This window comes from Actinomyces sp. HMT897 (genome assembly GCF_016626125.1).
Taxonomy (GTDB): domain Bacteria; phylum Actinomycetota; class Actinomycetes; order Actinomycetales; family Actinomycetaceae; genus Actinomyces.
This window is the reverse complement of sequence record NZ_CP067336.1, coordinates 95,865-118,085: the sequence shown is the minus strand read 5'-3', so window position 1 is coordinate 118,085 and position 22,221 is coordinate 95,865. Positions and strand designations below refer to the sequence as shown.

The 22,221-nt window shown below is 71.5% G+C and carries 16 protein-coding genes; 4 read left to right on the top strand and 12 right to left on the bottom strand.

Annotation, left to right across the window (positions count from 1 at the left end; translation table 11 throughout):
• Positions 1-10 precede the first annotated feature (10 nt).
• A complete protein-coding gene (locus JJJ15_RS00490; RefSeq protein ID WP_200511076.1) occupies positions 11-676 on the top strand; it encodes a hypothetical protein in 666 nt (221 codons plus the stop codon).
• A gap of 307 nt (positions 677-983) precedes the next feature.
• On the top strand, positions 984-2,000 hold the full coding sequence (locus tag JJJ15_RS00485; protein WP_200511075.1) for a GNAT family N-acetyltransferase: 1,017 nt from the start codon (positions 984-986) through the stop codon (positions 1,998-2,000).
• 1,379 nt (positions 2,001-3,379) lie between these two features.
• On the opposite strand, the gene JJJ15_RS00480 is transcribed toward JJJ15_RS00485, so the two are convergent.
• From JJJ15_RS00480 to JJJ15_RS00470, 3 genes are all read right to left on the bottom strand, one after another.
• Positions 3,380-4,144 (bottom strand): hypothetical protein, encoded by a 765-nt coding sequence (locus JJJ15_RS00480; RefSeq protein WP_246742086.1) that lies wholly within the window; start codon positions 4,142-4,144, stop codon positions 3,380-3,382.
• 406 nt (positions 4,145-4,550) lie between these two features.
• Complete coding sequence (locus JJJ15_RS00475; RefSeq protein WP_200511074.1) at positions 4,551-5,177, bottom strand: HAD family hydrolase; 627 nt, start codon at positions 5,175-5,177, stop codon at positions 4,551-4,553.
• 985 nt (positions 5,178-6,162) lie between these two features.
• Complete coding sequence (locus JJJ15_RS00470; RefSeq protein ID WP_200511073.1) at positions 6,163-6,921, bottom strand: hypothetical protein; 759 nt, start codon at positions 6,919-6,921, stop codon at positions 6,163-6,165.
• A 331-nt stretch (positions 6,922-7,252) separates the two neighbouring features.
• On the opposite strand from JJJ15_RS00470, the gene JJJ15_RS00465 reads away from it, so the two are divergent.
• Entirely contained in the window at positions 7,253-8,260 is a 1,008-nt protein-coding gene (locus JJJ15_RS00465) for a LacI family DNA-binding transcriptional regulator (RefSeq protein WP_106109052.1), read from the top strand.
• Between the two features lie 209 nt (positions 8,261-8,469).
• On the opposite strand, the gene JJJ15_RS00460 is transcribed toward JJJ15_RS00465, so the two are convergent.
• The 4 genes from JJJ15_RS00460 to JJJ15_RS00445 form a co-directional block, all read right to left on the bottom strand.
• On the bottom strand, positions 8,470-10,530 hold the full coding sequence (locus JJJ15_RS00460; RefSeq protein ID WP_200511072.1) for a PTS transporter subunit IIBCA: 2,061 nt from the start codon (positions 10,528-10,530) through the stop codon (positions 8,470-8,472).
• A 184-nt stretch (positions 10,531-10,714) separates the two neighbouring features.
• Positions 10,715-12,244 (bottom strand): glycoside hydrolase family 32 protein, encoded by a 1,530-nt coding sequence (locus tag JJJ15_RS00455; RefSeq protein ID WP_200511071.1) that lies wholly within the window; start codon positions 12,242-12,244, stop codon positions 10,715-10,717.
• A 75-nt stretch (positions 12,245-12,319) separates the two neighbouring features.
• Positions 12,320-12,556 carry a hypothetical protein gene (locus tag JJJ15_RS00450; protein ID WP_106109049.1) on the bottom strand — a complete coding sequence of 79 codons (237 nt, stop codon included), beginning with the start codon at positions 12,554-12,556 and terminating at the stop codon, positions 12,320-12,322.
• Entirely contained in the window at positions 12,553-13,764 is a 1,212-nt protein-coding gene (locus JJJ15_RS00445; RefSeq protein ID WP_200511070.1) for an inorganic phosphate transporter, read from the bottom strand. Before JJJ15_RS00445 ends, JJJ15_RS00450 begins: the two co-directional genes overlap by 4 nt.
• Before the next feature lie 264 nt (positions 13,765-14,028).
• Here JJJ15_RS00445 and JJJ15_RS00440 point away from each other — a divergent pair, with 264 nt between their 5' ends.
• Positions 14,029-15,612, top strand: a complete 1,584-nt coding sequence (locus tag JJJ15_RS00440; RefSeq protein WP_200511069.1) for an Hsp70 family protein — start codon at positions 14,029-14,031, stop codon at positions 15,610-15,612.
• 87 nt (positions 15,613-15,699) lie between these two features.
• Here JJJ15_RS00440 and JJJ15_RS00435 read toward each other — a convergent pair whose 3' ends face one another.
• The 5 genes from JJJ15_RS00435 to gndA form a co-directional block, all read right to left on the bottom strand.
• Positions 15,700-16,275 carry a MerR family transcriptional regulator gene (locus JJJ15_RS00435; protein ID WP_281433028.1) on the bottom strand — a complete coding sequence of 192 codons (576 nt, stop codon included), beginning with the start codon at positions 16,273-16,275 and terminating at the stop codon, positions 15,700-15,702.
• A 348-nt stretch (positions 16,276-16,623) separates the two neighbouring features.
• Positions 16,624-17,265 (bottom strand): MerR family transcriptional regulator, encoded by a 642-nt coding sequence (locus tag JJJ15_RS00430; RefSeq protein WP_200511068.1) that lies wholly within the window; start codon positions 17,263-17,265, stop codon positions 16,624-16,626.
• A gap of 101 nt (positions 17,266-17,366) precedes the next feature.
• Positions 17,367-17,810, bottom strand: a complete 444-nt coding sequence (locus tag JJJ15_RS00425; RefSeq protein WP_106109045.1) for an FHA domain-containing protein — start codon at positions 17,808-17,810, stop codon at positions 17,367-17,369.
• A 102-nt stretch (positions 17,811-17,912) separates the two neighbouring features.
• Positions 17,913-20,570, bottom strand: coding sequence for an aminopeptidase N (gene pepN / locus JJJ15_RS00420; RefSeq protein ID WP_200511067.1), 2,658 nt, complete (start codon positions 20,568-20,570; stop codon positions 17,913-17,915).
• 108 nt (positions 20,571-20,678) lie between these two features.
• Positions 20,679-22,163, bottom strand: coding sequence for an NADP-dependent phosphogluconate dehydrogenase (gndA, locus tag JJJ15_RS00415; RefSeq protein ID WP_200511066.1), 1,485 nt, complete (start codon positions 22,161-22,163; stop codon positions 20,679-20,681).
• Positions 22,164-22,221: the final 58 nt, after the last annotated feature.

Below are 22,221 nucleotides of genomic sequence, written 5' to 3'. Positions count from 1 at the left end.
GCGGTCCCAGGTGACGGCGGCCCGCCCGGGGGCCGGGGTCCACCTTGCCGACGGGGCCCGCCTGCGCCGCTGGCCGGGCCCGGTGCCCGACGAGCCGGCGGGTCTGTGCCTGGTCGTCCCGGGCCGGGGCTACCCGGCCACCATGCCGCTGCTGTTCTGGCCGGCCACCGCGCTCGTGGAGGACGGTTGGGCGGTGACGGTCCTGGAGTGGGGCACGCCGCCTACTGATCCCGCCGCGCTCGAGGCCCTCGCCGAGGCCGCCCTGTCCCGCGCGCTGGAGGCGCCTCTCAAGCAGGCTGACGTCCCGCTGCTCCTGGTGGCCAAGTCCCTGGGGACCCGCCTGGCCCCGTGGGCGGGCCGTCACGAGGTGGCCGGGGTGTGGCTCACGCCCCTGCTCGACGACGCCCGGGTCAGGCGGGCCATTGAGACCTACCCGGCCCCCGGCCTCGTCGTCGGCGGGACGGACGACCCCCACTGGGACGGCGGCCCCGCCCTCACCCCGGTGGCGGCAGGCGTGCAGGTCTGGGCGGTCCCCGGTGCTAACCACTCGCTGCAGGTGCCCTCCTGGCGCGCCTCGGTACGCACCCAGTGCGAGGTCACCGACCGCGTCCTGGCGCTGGCGCGCGGGCTGCCCGCCGGGCGCGCTCCCAGCGGTCCAGGCGCGCGGGTGTCCTGAACTGGCACGCATTGCTCACCGGCCCCCGCCCCGCGCTGGCGGGCGCTCGGCCCCGGCCCTGGTTGTTGGGCGCCCGGCCACGCTGATTCTGCCCGACCCGAGCTTGGAGACCCCGCCCCGCGCTGGCGGGGGAGTAGCGGTGTACGTCGTCACGGGCCCGGACGCTAAGCCGTAGGCCCCGTGCCCACGGGCACATCCTTCACTTATGGCCGAGCGTGAACAGGCCCCGGGGGAGTGGCACCTTCTGGCTGGGTGGCGGGCCGGGATGGAGGAACCTGCGCAGGAGCCTGCTGTATAGTACCCGCGTGTGATCCCTCTAACTACTGAGCGGCTGCGGCTGCGTGCCTTTGCGCCCGGTGACCTCGAGTTCGTGCGCCGTCTGCACGTCAACCCGGATCTGGTCCGCTTCATCCCGTCGGCCACCACCCCCGACGAGGCGACGGCACGCAGGCGCCTGGGGCGCTTTATGAGCCTGGTGGACCATCCCGTCCAGGGCTTCAGCCTCATTGAGCTGCGCGACGGAGGCGGAGGTGGTGGGCGGACGGCACTGGGGACCGCCGTCGGGCTCGTCCTGGTCAAGCCGATCCCGTCCTCGGACGGGGCAGAGGCCAGCGTGCTGGAGATCGGCTGGCGGCAGGTGGCCGAGCACTGCGGGCACGGCTACGTCACCGAGGCGGCGCGGGCCGTCCTGGACGCCGTGCACGCCGCCGGGGTGGAGCAGGTCGTGGCCGTCACCGACCCGGAGAACCTCGCCTCGCAGCGCGTGGCCGAGCGCATCGGCATGGAACGCCTCGGCCTGAGCCGGGACTTCTACGACGCCCGGCTGGTGCTGTTCCGCTCCTTCGGCGCCAGCCGTGGCGCGGGCTGGCTGCCGGCAGGCTGGGAGCTGCTCGACGTGGGGGAGTACGCCTTCCCGGGGCCGTCGCGCGACCAGCTGGTGGCGGCGGTCCTGGCGGGCGGCAAGCGCACGACGACGGCGCTGCTGGCCGAGTACGAGGCGGGCTCCGAGCCCCTGCCGGCCCCCGGCCGCCGCGAGCTCGTCGTCGACTCCGCCGGGACGCCCGTGTGCGTCACCGAGGACGTGGCTGTCGACGTCGTCCGCCTGGGCGAGGTCACCCTGGAGCACGCCGTGGCCGAGGGGGAGAGGTACACGGATCTGGTCGGGTGGCGTGCGGCCCATGAGCGCTTCTGGACGGGGCCCGACTACCGGGGGTGGTTCACCGTGCGCGGCACGGAGCCCCCTGCCGTCGACGATGACACGCTCGTGGTGTGCACGCGCTTTGAGGTCATCGCCCGGCGCCCCGGGTGGGAGGGAGGGCGGTAGCCCGTCGCCGTCTCTCGCCCGTCGGTGGGATCGTGCCGACTGTGGCGGAGCCCCGGTGCTCGTGCAGGCGGGCAGGCGGGGTGCCCGCCTCGATGACGGCGATCATAGTCCGGTCGCCCGGTGCGAGGCCCCGGTGGGCGCAGTCAGGGGTCTGTCGCAGGCCCTAGTCCTGAGGTGTGGGGCTGGGGTGTGGGTGGCAGGCCGTCGCCACCTGGTCCGGGGCCTGTCCAGGGCCTGCCCTGGGGCGAGGAGGCGAGAGTATGCGCGGCCTCGGTGGTGGTGGGCGGACGGTTCTGTCGCAATCTGAGGATCAGAGCCGAGGGCACCCCGCGCAACTCTTTGTACACTCAATGTCCACGCAGGTCAGGAGCCTGGGCCTCGACGCGGTCAAGGGTGGCCCTCGTTCTGATCCTCAGATTGCGACACACGCACGAAACCGGGTCAGCAGACAGGCGGTAGACCATCCAGAGAACTGCATAGAACCACCCGAATCCCGCGCCACGAGCAATCAGGGACCCCCGCCCCCGCAAACCAATCGTGTTTTACTCACGCCATAGCGGTGCGAGGTACTCCCTGACTGGATCCGCGATGCCTGGGTGGTGGGTGCGGCCTGTCTTAATGCACCTAACGGTGCGGGGTGGTCCCTGACCCTGCTCCTGGGAGCCGCGTGGTTGCAACGTTTCCAGGGACTGGATCGCCACCGGTCTGTGGGGGGCCTTCCGGGAGCGGCCGGAACAAACCTATTTTTACCACCTTTCGTTGGTATGACGCCACTCGCCACAGACGGCCCCCGGGAGCGGATCCAGCGCCGGCTTTGGACGAGACCATGCGGAAAAGTGGCGGTCAGATAGGGTGTCCCGCACCACAGTAGCAGTGACCAAGACCACAAGATCGGCCAGCCTCAACCCCGCGAGCACCCGCCCCACGCCCTCTCCGCCCACCAAGATCCCCTCCGATACAGGCCCCGTCGTCGATTACAGGCGCCGTGCCGTAGACCTCCACCCGTCTCGCACACGACGCGCGCAATGAGGCGGCGACGGACCACGTCACTGGACCCCCTATAACACCAAAACAAAACCTAAATCCTGGACCTATTTGTCCGAGGCAGGCCGGGAGACAGGGAAAAGCTCTCCCGAAATAGTAGCACGCTGCCCCCACCCGCGCCAGCGGGACCAGGGGGCGTCCCGCACAATGAGTCCCTGTTCCGTTCACGCTATTACGTATGAGGGACCCCGTCGTCGAGCTGCCCGGTAAAAAGGAGGTATCACCAGCCGGAGACGTCAGGGAGTCAAGGGGCGTCCTCGGGCTCGCACTGGTTGAGCTGGTCGCAGGCGGGGGAGGGGCGGCTGAGCAGAGAACAGCTGGGACGAGCCGCCAGGTCATTCACCCGTGGTGCCAGGCCTGGGGCCAGCCGGTCCGGCAGGGCCGAGAGGCCCGCGGACCCAGGCGACCTCGCGATCGGCCAGGCCCTGGGGGTCCTGTCCCGCGACAATGACGTCGGCACGCTCCCAGGGACGGTCCAAGGCGAAGAAGGCTCGCTCAGCCGCCATCCACTGGTGCCAGAAACGCGCCGACTCCTGGTCGTCACCATTCACGCCCTCGGCGATGTCGCGCCTGATCCTGCGCTGCTCGGCGACGTCGTCATCGGTCTGGACCCACACGTGGGCGTCGATCAGGCCGTTGACGGCGCGCATACCCGCCCCGCTGCCCTCCACGATGACCAGCGGACAGGAAGAGATATTGATCGACCCCTCCACGTGGTGGGCCTGCCAGGCCGGGGGCACAAGGTCGAGGACACCGGTCTGACGCAGCTTGGTCAGTGCGGCCACAAGCAGGTAGTCCCACTGGTAGAAGGGCTCGTTCCAGGCCAGGTCGTCAATGCACAGGACCTGGGCACTGGGGTAGAGGGCCGTAATCGCTCTGGTGAGGGTGGTCTTGCCTGCTCCGCCGCGCCCGTCGACGGCAAAGACCGCAGGATGAGGAAGGTCGTCAAGTGGGCCGACCAGGTCGAGCAGGTGACTGATGAGGGTAGGCAGAGTGGTGACGTCCCAGGTGGTCACCGCGGGCTCCTCGGGCTGGAGGGCCACCGGCAGTCGCGCTGGCAGGGTGCGTACAGGTCGGCGGCTGGCCGGGCTGGTGGTCATGGGACCTTCTTAAAGTGGTGGAGGCAAGCCTACCCGGCTGGCAGGGGGTGAGGACCCGGGGCTGCACATTCTTTTTACAATGCCCGAACATAAAACGTTGCAACCACGCGGATCCGTGCGGTGGAGCGGGGGCGGGAACCAGGATGAATGTGCAACTCCGGCGCCGTTGCACATTCATCCCGGTTTCAGCGCCCGCCTGGAGGCACAAAACGTTGGAATCACGCCACCGGCCGGTCAGCGATCCCCGGATGAATGTGCAACTGACCGCGCGGTAGGGTGGGATGGGGGAGGGGACCCCCCGGGCGCAGACGGGCGTGTGCCCGGTGCCCGCGCGGACGCCACTCAAGCCAGCCCGTATACCCACCGCACGCCTCCGAATTGGCCCGGCCAACGCGGACGCGCTGGGTCAGAAGCAGGGGATGAGGTCGCGCAGGTCGGCGACCACGTTCAGGTCCTGCTCCACCCTGTCCAGGGCCAGGACCGTTCCGGGGCGCACCAGCAGCGCTGCCGGCATGCCCGCCGCCGCCGCGGCGCTGGCGTCAATGACGCGGTCGCCCACGCACAGCACGCTGGCGGGGTCCAGGTCGTGACGCCGGGCCAGCAGGAGGTTCATCTCCGGGCTGGGCTTGCGCGCCAGTCCGTCGGGTGCGCAGACCATGTCGTCCAGGTCGAGCCCGAGCACGGTGACCAGCATGGTGGCGCTGGCCCGGTCCCGGTGGGTGGCCACCATATTGAGCCCGCCCTTCTCCCACACGCGGGCCATGAGCTCGCGGGCACCGTCCATAACAGGGGCGGGGCGGGTGCGCCACCGCGTCTTGAGATCCTCCAGGGCCTGCTCCAGGTCCTTAGGCGCGACGCCGCGGGCGGCGGACAGGGTCGTCACGGCGTGGGCGGTCGAGACGTGCGTCAGGGAGCCCGTGTACCGCAGGTGCTCGGGGGCGGTGTCCCCGTAGGCGGCCCGGCACAGGGCGGCCACGACCCCCGGGTAGGTGTCAATGAGGGTGCCACCCATGTCCCAGATAATGTGCTTCATGCCACCATTATCCCGGACGGGGACGGTCCTGTCAGCCCCACCAGAGGGTTTCCCCGAGGCCACCCGGGTCGGCCGCGGCCGCAGACCGACGTCGCAGGGCTACCGAGCACCCGGGTTCATGGCGGCGTCCTCGGGCCGTGCAGCTGCCCAGCCAGGCGAACACGCATCCAGGCGCTACCGTCCCCGGATCCTGCCCGGGCAGGCGCCCGCCTACGCGAACACTGTTCTCGTAGGCGGGCCCCAAAGCGCGCGCCACCTAGGGCGGAGGAGGAAAGGAGGACAAGTACACAGGTGGGGTCCGGAGTGTTCGCGCCCACATATCACTATCGCCGATAATGGACATTATGTCATTCTGTCGGCGGAGGCGCAGCCCTCGCCCCTTCCTCCCTCAAAGCGCCTCTGACCTGCGAGGACGCTCCTGCCTGGGGTGCGCAGGAAATCGGATCCCGTATAGTCCCCGCAAAAGAGGAACCGGTCCCCCAATTGCCGCCCGGACGCTCTTAGGAACCGGTGCCCGCTACTGGTGCGCAAAGGCGTCGCCCACCTGGCCACCACGTCTCTGCGACCGCGGAAATACAGGGAAATACGGTGGAGTACGGCACGGCGCAAGGACGCCCGGGACCGGCCGGGCGCCCATCCGACAGGCCGCCCAGGACCGGCGCGGCGACGTTCTCACAGCGGCCCTGAGATCGCGGTCCCGCGACGACGTCACCACGCCCCCGCGCCTGCGGCGCTGACAGGGCCGCTGACAGCAGGCGCCCTGGGCGCCGTCCCGCCTGCCCCGGCGCGCCACGGAGGGGTCGAAAATGACATAAGCACTCTCCGGGCGAGCCCCCTACCCCAGGAAGCTCGTGGGTGGTCCGGAGTGTGAGCTTAAAGACGCGGCGGGCTCCCGCCCCTAAGAACAGCGGTGCGGGTGGCCCTACGCCGGCACCGGAGCGAACCCCCGCTAGGAGCAGCGGGCTTCGTCGGCGGGCCCCTACCCTCAGGAGCAGCTGCTGGTCAGCCTGGGGCTGGCCACGACGACCGGGTTGACGTGCCTCTCGGTGGCCCCGGCCTCGGCGACGTCGGCGTCGGTGGCGGCCTGGACCACCATGAGGACGAGGACCTCCTCGTTGGCCGCGGGCGTGTACTGCGCCACGAGCGTGGACGTGGTCGGCGCGCTGCCGTGCGCGGTCAGGGCCTCGGCGGTCGAGCCGAGCCAGGCCCCCGCGCTCAGGGGGGCGTCGGAGTAGCGCGCCGGCCTGAGCGCGGCCGGGACGAACCCGACCGTCAGCCGCAGGTTGCGCTGCTCGGTGTAGCCGGTCCACACCTCCGCCTGGAAGGTGTAGGTGCACCCCGCACCCAGCTTCTGCGTCTGGGACATGAGCGTGGTCCGTGACGTGGCCCCGCTCCCCTTGGGGTCCCCGGTGAAGGCGAGGTAGGGTCCGGGCAGGCTGGGTGAGACGCTCCCGCCCGCCGGGTCGGTCAGGACCAGGGGGTTCTTGATCCCCGGGGTCTCGGGCCTGCCCCAGGCGTCGGCGTCGTGGTAGCGCAGCAGCCAGCCCCAGCTGCTGAGCCTGGGCTGTCCCGCGTAGACCGGGGTGTCCACGTAGGTGGAGTTGTCGGTGGCCATCCAGGTCCACCTGTCGACCCCTCCCACCCACGGCCGCCGGATCACGCCGCTGCCCAGGCGCCTGGCCTCCATCCCGGTCCCCGGCTGGAAGGAGACGTCGGTTATGCGCTCGGTGTAGCTGACGGCCATGGCCGGGGCCGCCGCCGCCAGGGCGATCGTCGGTACGGACCAGGCGAGTCCCTGGGCGACCCTGCGCCGACTGGGCTCCGGGACAGGGTGGGCTAAGGAGGGCTTTCCACCCCGCCCCTCCCCCGGCGTACAGTGGCCGGTGCGCCCACTCCCCCGGAGGCCTTGGCCGCGGCGCCCGGACCTGACCACCGGGCGCTCGGGGCCGTCGCGGCCGCGGGTCGGCCGCGGTCCCCTGGGCCTGCCGACCCGGTCCCCGGTCCCAGGTGAGCAGGGGCGTCCGGGCTGGTAGGCGTATGCTCAGCCCTGTCATCAGACGATCGAAGGAGATGCGATGCCGGCCCGCCGTGAACCCACTCTCGCGGACGTCGCCGAGCGTGCGGGCGTCTCCCTGACCACCGTCTCCCGGGTGCTGAACAACCGCGGCTACCTGAGCCAGTACACCCGGGACCGGGTCGCCTCGGCCATTAAGGAGCTGGGCTACCGGCCCAACCAGGTGGCGCGGGCGCTGCACGGCATGTCCACCAACACCGTCGGGGTCATTATGCCCACCACGTCCCTGCCCTTCTTCGGCGAGCTGGTGGCCGGGCTTGAGAGCACCCTGGCCGAGGCCGGCTACCGCACCCTGCTGTGCAACTCCATGGGACGGGTGGACCGGGAGCGGGAGTACCTGGACCTCCTCATCGCCCAGCGGGTGGACGGCATTATCTCCGGAGCCCACAACGAGATGCAGATGGACTACGACACGGTGCGAATGCCCCTGGTGACGATCGACCGTGACCTGTCCCCCACCATCCCCAATATCCGGGCCGACAACCTGGCGGGCGGGCGCCTGGCCACCGAGCACCTCCTGGCACGCGGGCGCACCCGACCCGCGATCCTGACCTCGCGCACCGGGCCGCACAACCTGCGTGAGGCCGGCTACCGCGCGGTCCTGGCCGAGCACAGCATCCAGCCCGTGCTCCTGACGGTGGAGTTCCACACCCCGGACTCCATGCGCTACGGGCTGGTCAGCTCCCAGCTCGACGCCGTCGCCCAGGAGATCGACTCCGTGTTCGCCACCGACGACCTCGCCGCCGCCGCCGTCCTGGAGTGGGCCTACCAGCACGGCAGGCGCGTGCCGGAGGACTTCGCGGTGGTGGGCTTTGACGGCACCAGCGCCGTGCGCCGCGCGCTGCCGGGACTGACCACCATCCAGCAGCCGATCGCCCAGATCGCCCGGGCGGCCGTCAGCCAGCTCCTGGAGCAGGTGCGCGCCTACGCCGACGGGCAGGAGGTCCGCACCAAGCCCACCCGCGCCACCGAGCTGCCCATTACCCTCCTGGAGGGGCGCACCGCCTAGGCAAGCCCCTGCCGGGCCCAGGCAGGGGCGTACCCGGCCGTACACCGCCTGAACCCCTGCCGGCCGACGCCGCAGGGATCCGTGGACCCCGGCGTGGGCAGGGGCAGACGCCAGCGGACTCGCGTGCCGTCCCGCCGTCGGGCACAGGTGTGGGGAGGCCTGACAGATCGCAGGCCTCCCCACACCTCCATAGATGGAGAGCTATTGCCTCAGACCTTGGCGGCAGCCTCGGCCGGGGCCACGGAGTAGAAGGCGTCGCCCAGGTTGACCTCGGTCGGGGAGGTCTCCGAGACGCCCCCGAACTTGGTGGCGTTGGACACGACGACCGGGGTCACCGTCTCGTAGCCGGCGGCCTTAATGGCCGCCCAGTCCACGTCCACCAGGGGGGTGCCGCGGCGGACCTTGTCACCGGCCTTGACGTGGGGGGTGAAGCCCTTGCCGTCGAGCTTGACGGTGTCCATGCCCACGTGGATGAGCAGCTCGACGCCGCTGGCCGAGCGCAGCCCGTAGGCGTGGCCGGTCGGGAAGGCGACGAGCACCTCGCCGTCCACCGGGGAGACCACCGGCCCGGAGTCCGGGACGATCGCCATGCCCGGGCCGAGCAGGCCCTGGGAGAAGGTCGGGTCGGCGACCTCGCTCAGCGGCACCGAGCGGCCCTTAATGGGGGCGGTCACGGTGAGGTCGTGCGCGGCCTCGGCCGGGATCTCCACGGGAGCGGCCTGGGCGGCCGTGCCGTCCGCCGGGGCGCCGTCGTCACCGGCCAGGGAGGCCTTGCCCTTGGGGGTACTGGCGTAGAACAGGGCCCCGGCGAAGGCGATCGCGAAGGTGATCACCTCCAGGACCAGGTACATGGGGATGTCCTCGGTGCGGATGGACACGAAGCCCACGAAGCCGGCGGCACCCAGGGCGGAGCCGCGGACGTTGAGCAGGGCCACGCCGGCGGAGCCAATGGCGGCCGCGCCCATGCCCACGAAGAAGGGCCAGCGCAGGCGCAGGTTGACACCGAAGATGGCGGGCTCGGTGATACCGAAGATGGCCGACATACCACCGGCCCCGGCCAGGCCCTTCATCTTGGCGTCCCGGGTGCGCAGGAAGACCGCCAGGGCGGCGGCGCCCTGGGCGACATTGGCCATGGAGGCAATGGGGAAGATAAAGTCCCCGGCCCCGCCGTTCTGCGGCAGCAGCGGGATCTCGACGGCGGGGAAGGACTGGTGCAGGCCGGTGACCACAATGGGTGAGTAGAACAGACCGAAGACGAGGCCTCCGATGACGCCCAGGGTGTTGAACGTCCAGTTCAGTCCGTCCGTGATCCACATGGAGAGCTGGCGGGTGAGGGGGCCGACCGCCACGAAGGTGAGGAAGCCGGTTACCAGCATGGTAATGAGCGGGGTCAGGAGGAAGTCGGTGGTGCCCGACAGGCGCTTGTGGAGCCACTTCTCAATGACCGACATAATAAAGGCCACGCAGATAATGGGGATGACCATGGCCTGGTAGCCAATCTTATCCACATGGATACCGAACAGGTACCAGGTGCTAGCAGCCGGGATCGACCCCTTGGCTGACAGGTCGGCGATGCAGCTGGCGTCTGTCAGGGCGCAGTTCGTACCGATGCCCTGGTACAGCCAGAAGTTGTTGGCGGCCGCCTCCTTGGCCATGTCGTAGGCGCTGAGCAGGCTGGTGGAGACCATGGCCGCACCCATGGCGGCGCCGAGGTAGACGTTGCCACCGAAGCGCTTGGCCGCCGAGAAGCCCACCAGCACGGGCAGGAAGGCGAAGGGGGCGGCGGAGATGAGGTTAATGAGGGAGGCGTAGTCCTTGAGCCAGCCCAGCTGGTCCACGAGCGACTTCTCGCCGAAGAGGCCCTCGGCGCTGAGCACGTTGTTAATGGCCATCATGAGGCCGCCGGCGATAAGGGCCGGAAGGATCGGGACGAAGATGTCCGCGATCATCTTGATAAAGCGCGAGAAGAGGTTGCCGCTCTTGGCGGCCTCCTCCTTGGCCTCGTCCTTGGAGACCTCCCGCACGCTGTGGTCCTTGACCATGTGGTCGAACACCTGGTCCACGTCACCAGGGCCGACAATGATCTGGAACATGCCGCCGGCCAGGAAGGTGCCCTTGAGGTCGGGATCCTTGTCGAGGGCCGCCTGGTCGACCTTGTCCATATCGTTAATGACCAGACGCAGGCGGGTCGCGCAGTGCGCCGCCGCGTCAATGTTGTCTGCGCCGCCGAGGTACGTCACGACGTCTCTGGCGACTCGGGCGTGATCCATAGCCACCCGGGTGTCCTTTCTCTGTAGGCCTGCGCTCAGCGCCGCGTCCTTGGGGCGTGCGGTTGTGAGGGGTCGGGGACGTCCCGCCGCAGACCGTGTGTCAATCGTTGGTCACAGTACTTGCGACCGACCGGTCTTGCAACCGAAGATCACAAGTGAGTTGCATCACGTATGGGCGTGCGTGTCAGTCCCTCGCCTGGAGGGACACGACCCGCATCTGGGCACCGCCACTGCTCAGCAGCGAGACGCCTGACGTGCCAGGTGTCACAAACGAGCGTAGCGCGAAAACCGTCTCCCCGCCTGCCGAGACGATCTCCGTGACCGAGCGGTCGTGGAGGACCTCCAGGACGGGGTCGGCACCCGGGGGCAGGGTGACCACCCGACGGGCGCCGTGCTGGGTGTAGCGGGAGGTCGAGCGGTCCACCACCAGGGAGCCGTCCTCGATGGTGACGTCCACGTGGCAGTCCGCGGTGCCAATGCGCACCCCCCACGTGGGGGCGGGGCCACCGGCCTGGGGCCCCTCCACCCGCAGCTGCCAGGACCGGGAGCCGGACAGCTCGGGCACCGGGGTGGCCCCGGCGGCCAGGACGCTGCCGGACAGGCAGCTGGTGGAGGCCCCCTCCCCCAGCTCCAGGACCGGGCGCTGGACGAGGCGCCCGCCACGCAGCGACAGGCGCCGCGGGACGCTCAGGGCGTGGACCCAGCCGCCGGTGGCCACCGAGGGCTGGTCGTCCTCGCCGGCGTTGCCCAGCCACCCCACCAGGGTGACCGCCCCCGGCTCGCTGGGGCGGCGTGCGAAGGCCTGGGGGGCGTAGAACTCAAAACCGCGGTCCACCTCGTGGAAGGTGCCGTCGCAGTCGCGCAGCTCGGTGCCCACCAGGTGGCCGACGGTGTAGGTGCAGGCGAAGACGTTCTCGTAGCCCTCCGCCTGGGGGCTGATGCCCTGCGGGCACCAGATGAGCACGTCCCAGTCCTCACCGGTGAGCTCGTCGGTGAGGCGGACGATGCCGGGGCACTCCCACATGTAGCCGAAGCGCTCGAAGGCGCCCCCGGCGTCGGGGAAGGTGAGCTCGCCCTCCAGGTCCCAGGAGAGCAGGTCGGTGGAGCGGTACAGCAGGGCCGCCCCGGTCTCGTCCTGGCGCTGGACCCCCAGCAGCATGCGGAACTGCCCGGGGGCGTCGGGGTCGCGGAAGACCTGGGGGTCGCGGTAGTGGGCGGTGTAGCCCGGCGCGTGCGTGGGGATGAGGGGGTTGCCCTCCCACTTGGTGAAGGTGACCAGGTCCCGGCTGGTGACCAGGTTCTGGCTGGCGGTGCGCTCCCCCGTCACCGGGTCCTTGAGGTTGCCGGTGAAGAAGAGCTGGTAGGGGGCGGACGCGGGGGCGGCGGGCAGCTCGGCGCCCTCCAGCACGATCGCGTTGCCCGAGTAGGCGCCGTTGGCGTCGTAGGGGGAGTCGGGCACGACGGCGGGGGCGTGGTGCTCCCAGCGGGCCAGGTCCGTGGAGGAGGCGTGCCCCCAGTACACCAGCTTGCGGTGCGGGTGCAGGGGGGTGAACTGGTAGAAGACGTGGTAGGTTCCGCCGTCCACCAGCAGGCCGTTGGGGTCGTTGAGACGTCCCACCGGCGGGGCGACGTGGAAGACGGGGTAGTCGGGGTCGGACGCAGCCCGCGAGGCGGCCACGGCGTCCTTGGCGAGTGCGAAAAGGTCCTCGGTCACATCCCCCAGGGTAGCAGTGACCGGGGCCTCATGGCACTCGTTAGGGACAATCTCTGGTCGGTTCCCCGCCCGGCCTCAGTGGAAGTAGGGGATGAGCAGCCACAGGCCGAAGAGCGCGATGGCCACGACGCACAGGATGAAGAACCCGGCCGCGACCTCCGCGGCGTGCAGGCCCTGGACCTCACCCGCCCTGCGCTTGAGGTGGATCTGGCCCAGCAGGCGTACCGCCGAGGCGCAGATGACCAGGATGAATGAGGTGCCCAGGACGGTCACGCCCGTGACCAGCCCCAGGGAGGCCCAGTCCACGCTCATCGCAGCCCCTTCCCGCCCGCGGTGGCGAGCTCCTGCTTGACCTCGGCGATGCTGCGCGCGGGGCGGGCCAGCTCGGGGTCGTTCTGCTTGCCCACGACGACCTCGTTCGCGTCGTTGACGTTGGAGAAGTCCACCTTGTTGTGGTTGGCCTGGCGGATAATGAGCAGGGCCGCCGCAATGAGCAGGACGATGACGCCGACCACGCCGACCACGCCGCCCTTGACGGCGATAAAGGAGGTCAGCGCCCCGACCACCGCGGAGCAGGGTAGCGTGACCAGCCAGGCGATGCCCATCCGCCCGAAGGTGCCCCAGGAGACCTTCGAGCCCCGTCCGATGCCCGAGCCCAGGATGGAGCCGGTGCAGATGTGCGTGGTGGACAGGGCGAAGCCCAGGTGGGAGGAGGCCAGGATGGAGACGGTCGAGGCCGTCTCGGCGGCGAACCCCTGGGGGGAGTCAATGTGGACCAGGCCCTTGCCCATGGTCCGCATAATGCGCCAGCCCCCGGAGTAGGTGCCCAGCCCGATGGCCAGCCCGGCCGCGGCGATGACCCACCAGTGCGGGGAGCTGCCCGCCCCCTGGTACCCGGCCGCGACCAGGACCAGGGTGATCACGCCCATGGTCTTCTGCCCGTCGGAGGTCCCGTGGGACAGGGCCACCATGGAGGCCGAGACGCGCTGGCCGTAGCGGAAGATGCCCTGGCTGTAGCGGTCCTCGGGACGCGCCAGGCGGTAGGCCAGGAAGGTGGCCAGGGCGGCGGCCAGGCCGGCTACGCAGGGGGCGATGAGGGCGGGGAGGATGATCTTGGAGACCACGGTGCCCCAGTGGACCCCCTCCAGGCCCGCGGCCACGATGACCGCCCCGATGAGACCGCCGAACAGGGCGTGGGAGGAGGAGGACGGCAGCCCGAAGAGCCAGGTCGCCAGGTTCCACAGGATGGCCCCGGCCAGGCCGGCGAAGACCATCTCCGGGGCGGCCTGGATGAGCGCGTCGTCGAACATGCCGTGGGAGATCGTCTTGGCGACCTCGGTGGACAGCAGGGCGCCGACCACGTTGAGGACGGCGGCGACGAGCACCGCGCGCCTGGGGGTGAAGGCCCCGGTGGCCACCGCGGTGGCCATGGCGTTGGAGGAGTCGTGGAAGCCGTTGGTGAAGTCGAAGACCAGCGCCGTGACGACGACGACGACCACGATGAAGAGGGTTGTAGTCATACCAATCCCAGTCCAGAGTGCGGTCCGACGGCCTGGCGGACAGTCCGCCGGCCGTGGCCCGTGGCCGCGTGAGCGCGGCCTGACGTCATTGTTACCAGCCGGGGCCCCGGCAGCGAAGCCAGTTCACCAACTGTTCACCTCCCCGGCGCCACGTGGTCCTTCGTCCCAGGCCCGGCCGCCTGCCGACGAACACCACACGCCGGGGCCGCGACGGGCGCCCGGAGGCTCCCGGCTTTTACGCCTCGGCACGGATAAGGTCGCCCCATGGCTGCTCCAGTCCCGACCTCAACGCCCCACCCATCCGGCCCCGACCGGGCGAACCGGGAGGGACCTGTCCTCGACATCGGCGTCGACCTGGGAACGACCCGCACCGTGGTCGCCCGCGCCGACCGCGGCAACTACCCGGTCCTGACCTTCAACGACACCGCCGGTGACCCCCAGGAGTACCTACCCTCCCTGACCGCGCTCACGCCCCAGGGACTGGTCCACGGGTTCGCGGCCCGGGCGGCGGCGCGCCAGGGCGCCCCGCTCCTGCGCAGCCTCAAGCGCGTCCTGGCCTCACCCAGGGTCACCCCCGCCACCACGGTGGAGCTGGGCGGGCGGACCTTCACGGTCCTGGAGATCCTCACCGACTACCTGCGCACGCTGCGCACGGCGGTGGAGGCCTCCCTGGGGGTCAGCATCGACCGCGCCCGGGTGGTGGTCGCGGTCCCGGCCCACGCCTACGGGGCCCAGCGCGTCCTGACCCTGCAGGCCTTCGGCGACGCCGGGTTCCCCGTGGTGGCCATGCTCAACGAGCCCAGCGCCGCGGGCTTTGAGTACACCCACCGCAAGTCCGGGACGATCTCCTCACGCAAGACCCGCGTGGTGGTCTACGACCTGGGCGGCGGCACCTTCGACACCTCCCTGGTGGACGTGCGCGGCACCTCCCACGACGTCCTGGCCTCCCGGGGCCTGTCTGACCTGGGCGGGGACGACGTGGACCTGATCCTGGCCCAGCTGGTCCTGGAGCGCGCCGGCGTGGCCGAGGAGTCCCTGAGCAACACCGAGCGCGACGACCTGCTCGACCAGTGCTGCCGGGCCAAGGAGTCGCTCTCCCCCCAGTCCCGGCGCATCCTCGTGGAGCTGCGGGGCCAGGACGTCGTCCTGCCCGTCCCCGACCTCTACGCGGCCACCGAGCCCCTCATCGAGCGCTCCATCCAGACGGTCACCCCCCTCATTGACCGCCTGGACTCCGGGCGTCCGGACCTGACGGAGGTGGCTGGCATCTACCTGGTCGGCGGGGCCTCGGCCTTCCCCCTGGTCCCCCGCCTGCTGCGGGAGCGCTTCGGGCGGCGCGTGCACCGCTCCCCCTACCCGGGGGCCTCCACCGCGATCGGCCTGGCCATTGCCGCCGACCAGAACTCCGGCTACGACCTCACCGACCGCCTCTCACGCGGCTTCGGGGTCTTCCGTGAGGCCGAGGGCGGGGCGCGGACCACCTTCGACGCCATCCTGACCCAGGACTCGGTCCAGGCCCGGGTGGACGGGACCGAGGGCACCGTCATCATCCGCCGCTACCCGGCGGTGCACAATATCGGCTGGTTCCGCTTCGTGGAGTGCGCCGGGGTGGACGACCGCGGGGAGCCGCGCGGGGAGCTGGCCCCCTACCAGGACGTCCTCTTCCCCTTCGACCCCGCCCTGCGCGAGGTGGAGGACCTGCGCGACGTCCCGGTGGAGCGTGCCGGCTTCGGCCCCTACATTGAGGAGCGCTACGAGATCGACTCCACGGGGGTGGTCCAGGTGAGCCTGACCGACCTGGGCGACGGCTACTCCCGCTCCTACGTCCTGGGCCGCAGGACCGCCTGAGTCCCAGGACCGGGTATAGGGACGGCGCCGCCCCACCTCTTCGGTGGGGCGGCGCCGTTTCTTACGTACCGGCTGGCCGGTGGCCTTCTAGGAGGCCACGCGCTGGCGCTTGGCCGCCCGGCGGGCGGCGAGCTCGTCGTCGACCTCGGGGGCGGGCTCGGCGTACTCCACGGGGAGCTCGGCCAGGGTCCCCTCGACCTCCTGCCACACCCGGCCCACCGCAATCCCGAAGACCCCCTGGCCGCCCTGGACCAGGTCGATGACCTCGTCGGCGCTGGTGCACTCGTAGACCGAGGCGCCGTCGCTCATGAGGGTAATGGCGGTCAGGTCCTCGACGCCGCGCTCGTGGAGGGCGTTGACGGCCACACGGATCTGCTGGAGCGAGACGCCGGTGTCCAGGAGCCTCTTGACGACCTTGAGCAGCAGGATGTCGCGGAAGGAGTAGAGCCGCTGGGAGCCCGAGCCCCGGGCGCCCCTGACCGTGGGCTCGACCAGGCCGGTACGGGCCCAGTAGTCGAGCTGACGGTAGGTGATGCCGGCGACGCGGCAGGCGATGGGCCCCCGGTACCCGGAGTTGGCGTCGAGGTCGGGCAGCGGGTCACCGAAGAGCATGGCCTGGGCGCGCTGGGGCACGGCGTTGAGACTCGCGCGGGTAGCACTCATGGGCCTGCTCCTGTCATGAATCATGGGACGCACACGGGGGGCGTGCGGTGCGGCGTGGTCTACGCCAGCCACAGAGAACACATTAGGCCGCCTGGGGGCACGCCGGTCGCAAGGGCGCGCCGCCTGCACGGGTCACTCTTATCTCAACCTCGACCTGAGGTTTAGATCTGCTCTTGGGACACCCACTTTTCCCTGCAATGAAGCCAGAGGTTAAAAAGGCGACAAACGTCAACGTGTCTTAGTTCACAAAGTGCGGTCGGAAGGTGACCTACGCCCGCGTGTCGCCCGGCATCCCGGGGCTCTACGCTCCCAGCGGAGCCCCTCGGGGCACCCGCAGAGCCGACGCCCTCACCCCAGGGAGGCCACCGCCCGGTGCAGCAGGACCGCGTGGAGGTCGCTCAGGGCCTCGGCCAGCTCGGAGGCGGCGTCCTCCGCCCGGGCCGCGGAGCGTGAGCGGGTGTGCTGCACCGCCTGGTCGATCGCGTCCGCCTCCAGGTCCGCGGCCCGGCGCACCGCGCGCAGGTTGCGCAGCGGGATGCCCTTGCGGTTCACCGCCAGGGCCAGCTCGACGGTACGCAGCGCCGAGGGCCTGAAGCGGCCGTGGGCGTCAGGGGTCACCAGGCCGGCCCGTACGAGCTCGGCCACCTCCTTCTCCGTGGCACCGGTGTGGGCCGTCAGGGCCGCCAGGTCCAGGCCCTTGCCGCGCAGCTCCCCGTCGGAGGCCACCACCCGGGCCACCGGCACGTGGGCGTCCTGCCCGGAGTCGAGCTTGGCCAGGCGCTCGCGGATGACGGACAGGGGAAGGTACTCCTCCCGCTGGGCCGTCAGGGCGAAGCGCAGCCGCTCCAGGTCGGCGACCGAGTAGCGGCGGTAGCCGTTGCCCACCCGGTGGGGGAAGATCAGGCCCTCGCTCTCCAGGTAGCGCACCTTGGAGATGGACAGGGCCGGGAACTCCTTCTTGAGGCGGTCCACGACCTCGCTAATGCGCATGACAGGCTCACGCGAGGCACCACGAGGCCAGGGCTGTCTCGTGGGTACCGCGGAGGCAGCGGCGTCACGCCCGTTCCCAGGACGCCGCGCGGCCAGTGCGCTCACCGGGCGACGGGACGCTGCGGACCGGGGTGGTACGTCATCCGGTACTTGCCGATCTGGACCTCGTCACCGGGGTGGAGGAACGCCTCCTCGACCCGTTCGCGGTTGACGTAGGTGCCGTTGAGGCTGCCGGAGTCACGCACCGCGAAACCGCCTTGGCGGGCCAGGAAGATCGCGTGCTTGCGCGAGACGGTGACGTCGTCCAGGAAGATGTCCGCACGGGGGTGGCGTCCCACGGTGGTCTCGGCTGAGTCCAGGAGGAAACGGGCCCCCGTCGTGGGTCCCTGCTGCACCAGGAGCAGGGCGGTACCGGGGGGCAGGGCGGCGACGGCGGCCGCGTCCTGCGCGGAGAGCCCGGGGGCGATGGACTCCAGGAAGGAGCCGAAGTCGAGGAACCCAAAGACCTGGGTCGAGGAGGGATCCGGCTCGATCGGCGTCGACATCTGGTCTCCTTGGGTCGGGCGGCACGGGATGCGCCGCGGGCAGAACCACAATACCTGGCAAACCGGGGCGGGTGGGACGAGTGTGCCAGGAGTGAAGCGCCGCTAGGCGTCCGCGCTCCGCCGGCTGGTCGCGTCCCGCACCCGGACGGCCCGGTCGAGGTCATCATAGGACCTCAGCACCAGGCGACGCAGCGCGGGCGGGGCCTGCTCGTGGTCCGCCAGCCACCGCCGCACCGCCCGGAGGTCGTCCGAGTCCCCGGCGGCCGGGAAGAGCCCGGTGACCAGGCGGGTGGCGATCTCCTGGCTTCGCGTGGACCAGATCCCCTCCAGGGCCGCCAGGTAGCGGGTGGTCAGGGGCGCCGTGAGACCGCGGTGGGCGTCCACGCCGAAGGCCGCGACCAGGGCGTCCACGTGGTCGTTGCCCAGCGTCCGGTCCTCCAGCAGGCGGGCCAGGACCGCCTCCTTGGCCTCCGTGCTCGGGCGGGAGGAGGAGGCCTGGAGGTGGCGGGTGACGCCCAGGGCCCCCGGGTCGGCCTCCAGCTGGGCGCTGAGCTCCTCATCGGTGACCGCGTCCAGGCGGGCCAGGGCCGTCAGGGCCCGCCAGCGCAGGTCGGCGGTCAGCTCCAGCCCGCTCAGGGCGCCCTCCAGCAGGCGGCGCACGCGCCCGGCCGCCGCGTCCCCCTCCCCCGCCAGGCCCGCCTGCCCGGCGGCCGACAGCCAGGCCCGGGCACGCACCAGCTGGGCGTCGGAGCCCGGGGCGGAGGCGCGCAGCAGGCCCCAGCCTCCCCGGGCGGGGCCCCGCCCGCCCCGGTCCTCCCCCACCAGGCGGGCGACCAGGGCGGCCCGGGCCCCGCCCCCGGCGTAGCGGGTGGCCGCCTGGAGGGCCTGGGACAGCAGGGTCGCCAGGGTGGCCGCCTCCGTGGTGTCGTCGGCCTGGTGCAGGACCGTGTCCACGAACGCCTCCGCCTCAAGGAGCCCGTCACGCACCAGGTTGTGCAGCATCGACCACAGCAGGGAGCGGGCCAGGGGGTCGGCCAGGTCGGCCAGGTGCGCGCGGGCCGTGGCCAGGGAGCGGGCGTCGGGACGGACGACGGCGTAGGTCAGGTCCTCGTCGTTGACCAGGACCAGGTCGGGGACGTCCAAGCCCACCGCTCCGGCCACCTCCGCCTCCCGCCCCGTCAGGGTCACCGGCAGGCGGTGGGTGCGCACCAGCGCCCCGGAGGGGTCCAGGGAGTACAGGCCCACCACGAGGGTGTGCGGGCGCAGGACGTCCCGGCCGGTGGACAGGTCCACGCCCTCCTGGCGCACGGTGAGGCGGGCCACCCGCGCGTCGTGCACCTGCGTGGTGCTGCTCAGGTAGGAGGGGCCGGAGGTCCGCAGCCAGGCGTGGGCCCAGGCGCCCATGTCCCGGCCGGAGGCGTGCGTGAGCGTCTCCAGGAACTCCGACAGCTCCCCGTTGCCGAAGGCGTGCTCGGCGAACCACGTGTTCGCGGCCGCCAGGAAGCGCTCCTGGCCCACGTAGGCGACCAGCTGCTTGAGGACGGAGGCGCCCTTGGCGTAGGTGATGCCGTCGAAGGCCTGGCGGGCGGCCTCGACGTCGTGGACGGTGGCGACCACCGGGTGGGTGGTGTCGGGGCGGGTGTCCTCCTGGTAGGCCCACAGCTTGCGGGAGGAGGCGAAGGCCACCCACGCCTCGGCGTAGCCCAGCTGCTCCTCGGCCCAGGTGCCGGTGTAGTCGGCGAAGGACTCCTTGAGCCAGGTGTCCTCCCACCAGCGCGGGGTGACCAGGTCCCCGAACCACATGTGGCACATCTCGTGCAGGAGGGTGTTGGCCCGTCCCGCGTGCTGGGCGCGCGTGGCGGGCCCCCGGAAGAGGTAGGCGTCCTCCGAGAAGGTGACGCAGCCGGGGTTCTCCATGGCCCCGATGTTGTACTCCGGGACCAGGACGCAGTCGTAGGAGCCCCACGGGTAGGGGTAGGTGTAGGTGCGCTCGTACAGGGACAGCCCCCGGCCGGTGAGGTCCAGGAGCTCGTCGGCGTCCAGGTGGGCGGCCAGGCTGGAGCGACAGGACCAGGACAGGGGCACCGGGGCGGTAGGCGCGGCGGGGACCCAGGTCCCGGTCACGCGGTGCCAGGGCCCGGCCGCCAGGGCGGTCAGGTAGGTGGGCAGCGGCTCGGTGGCGGACAGGCCGGACACGACGGCGGCGCCGACCTGCCGGGTGGTGGCCACCGTCCCGTTGCCCAGGACGGTCCATCCCGCCGGGTGGGTCACCGTCAGCCTCAGGCGCGCCCTGAGGTCGGGCTGGTCCAGGCACGGCCAGGCACGGCGGGCGTCGGAGGGCTCGAAGTGGGTGTAGAGGTAGGTGGCCCCGTCCACCGGGTCGGTGAGGCGGTGCAGGCCCTGCCCGGAGTTGGAGTACCGGCCGACGGCCTGGATGACCACCTCGTGCTCCCCCGCGGCCAGGGCGGGCAGCCCCACCCGGGCGCCGTCCCAGGCCACGGGCACCGCTGCGCCGTCGAGCACGACGCGGTCCACCGACTCCCCCAGGAAGTCCGCCCACAGGCCCTCCACGTCCTGGCGGGCCACCAGGTGCAGCGTGCTGCTCACGGGGAAGCCCGTGGTCCCCGCGTCCACGGCGCCGGTGACGTCCACGTGCACGTCCAGGGCGGTCACGTGGACGACGTCGGAGCGCCACCGGGCCTCCTGGCGGGACAGGTTGGTGGGGCTGGTCAGGCGTGCGGGCGGGACGGAGAGGGTCATGAGGGCCTCGGTTCGGCAGGGGTGGGGCTCCCCCGGTGCCCCGGGGAGCCGCGTTGACGCGCCCATGCTAGAGGGCGGGCTGCCGAGGCGACGGCAGGAGGCCGGTCCCTACCGGTCCCACCTCTCCTCGGCGCGCCCCGGCGTGGCCCACAGGACGTGGTAGACGCCCTCGGGGTCGTCCACGCGGTGGTAGGTGTGCGAGCCGAAGAAGTCGCGCTGGCCCTGGATGAGGGCGGCGGGCAGGCGGGGTGAGCGCAGCTGGTCGACGTAGGCCAGGGAGGCGCAGAAGGCCGGGGCGGGCACGCCCGACCTGGCGGCGGTGGCCACGACCTCGCGCCAGGCCGGCAGGGACGCCTGGAGGCCCTGGAGGAGGCCCGGGGCGGTGAGCAGGCTGACCAGGTGGGGGTCCTGGCGGTAGGCGCGGGTGATGTCGTCCAGGAAGCGGGCCCGGATAATGCAGCCGGCACGCCAGATCCGGGCCATGTCCCCCAGGCTCACGTCCCAGCCGTACCGCGCGCTGGCGGCGGCGATCTCGTCGAACCCCTGGGCGTAGGCGGCGATCTTGGAGCCGTAGAGGGCGGCGCGCACGGCGTCCACGAAGGTGTCATGCCCGGCGGGGCTGGGGACGCTGGTGGTCCCGGGATCGATCCGGGCGGCGCGCACGGCGGCGCGCGGCCCCGGGCTGGAGGAGACGGCCCGGGCGAAGGCGGCCTCGCCGATGGCGGGCACGGCCACGCCCAGGTCCAGGGCGGTCTGGGTGGTCCAGGCGCCGGTGCCCTTCTGGCCCGCGGCGTCCACCACCACGTCCACGAAGGGCTCGCCGGTGGCCGGGTCCACCCTCTCCAGGACCTCGGCGGTGACGTCAATGAGGTAGGAGTCGAGCTCGGAGCCCCTCCAGGAGCGGAAGACCCCGGCCACCTCCGGCACGCTCAGCCCGCCCACCCGGCGCAAGAGGTCGTAGGCCTCGGCAATGAGCTGCATGTCGGCGTACTCGATGCCGTTGTGGACCATCTTGACGAAGTGCCCGGCGCCGTCGGGCCCCACGTGGGTCACGCAGGGCGTGCCGTCCTCCGCGGTGGCGGCGACGGACTCCAGGATCGGGCCGAGGCGCTCGTAGGAGTGCGCGCTCCCCCCGGGCATGATCGAGGGCCCCAGGAGGGCGCCCTCCTCGCCTCCGGAGACGCCCATGCCCACCAGGTGCAGGCCGCGCTCCCGCAGGGCGGCCTCGCGGCGCCGGGTGTCGGTGTAGAGGGTGTTGCCCGCGTCCACGACAATGTCCCCCGGCTCCAGGAGGTCGGCGAGCTGGTCGATGACGGCCTGGGTGGCGTCGCCGGCCTGGACCATGACGACCGCCACGCGCGGGCGGCGCAGGGAGGCGGTGAAGTCGGCGAGGCGCTCGGACGGGACGAAGGTCCCCTCCTGGGCGTAGCGCTCCATGAGGCGCTGGGTGCGTGCCGTGGTCCGGTTGAACACGGCGACCTCGTGGCCGTGACGGGCCAGGTTGCGAGCCAGGTTGGCACCCATGACGCCCAGGCCCACGACGCCGATGTCGGCGCTCTCGCGCTGGGGGGTGAGGCTGGTGGTCTCGCTCATGAGGAGCCTTTCTTCAGGCCGGGGCGGCTGGTGGTCCGGCCCCGGGCTGACGGGTGCC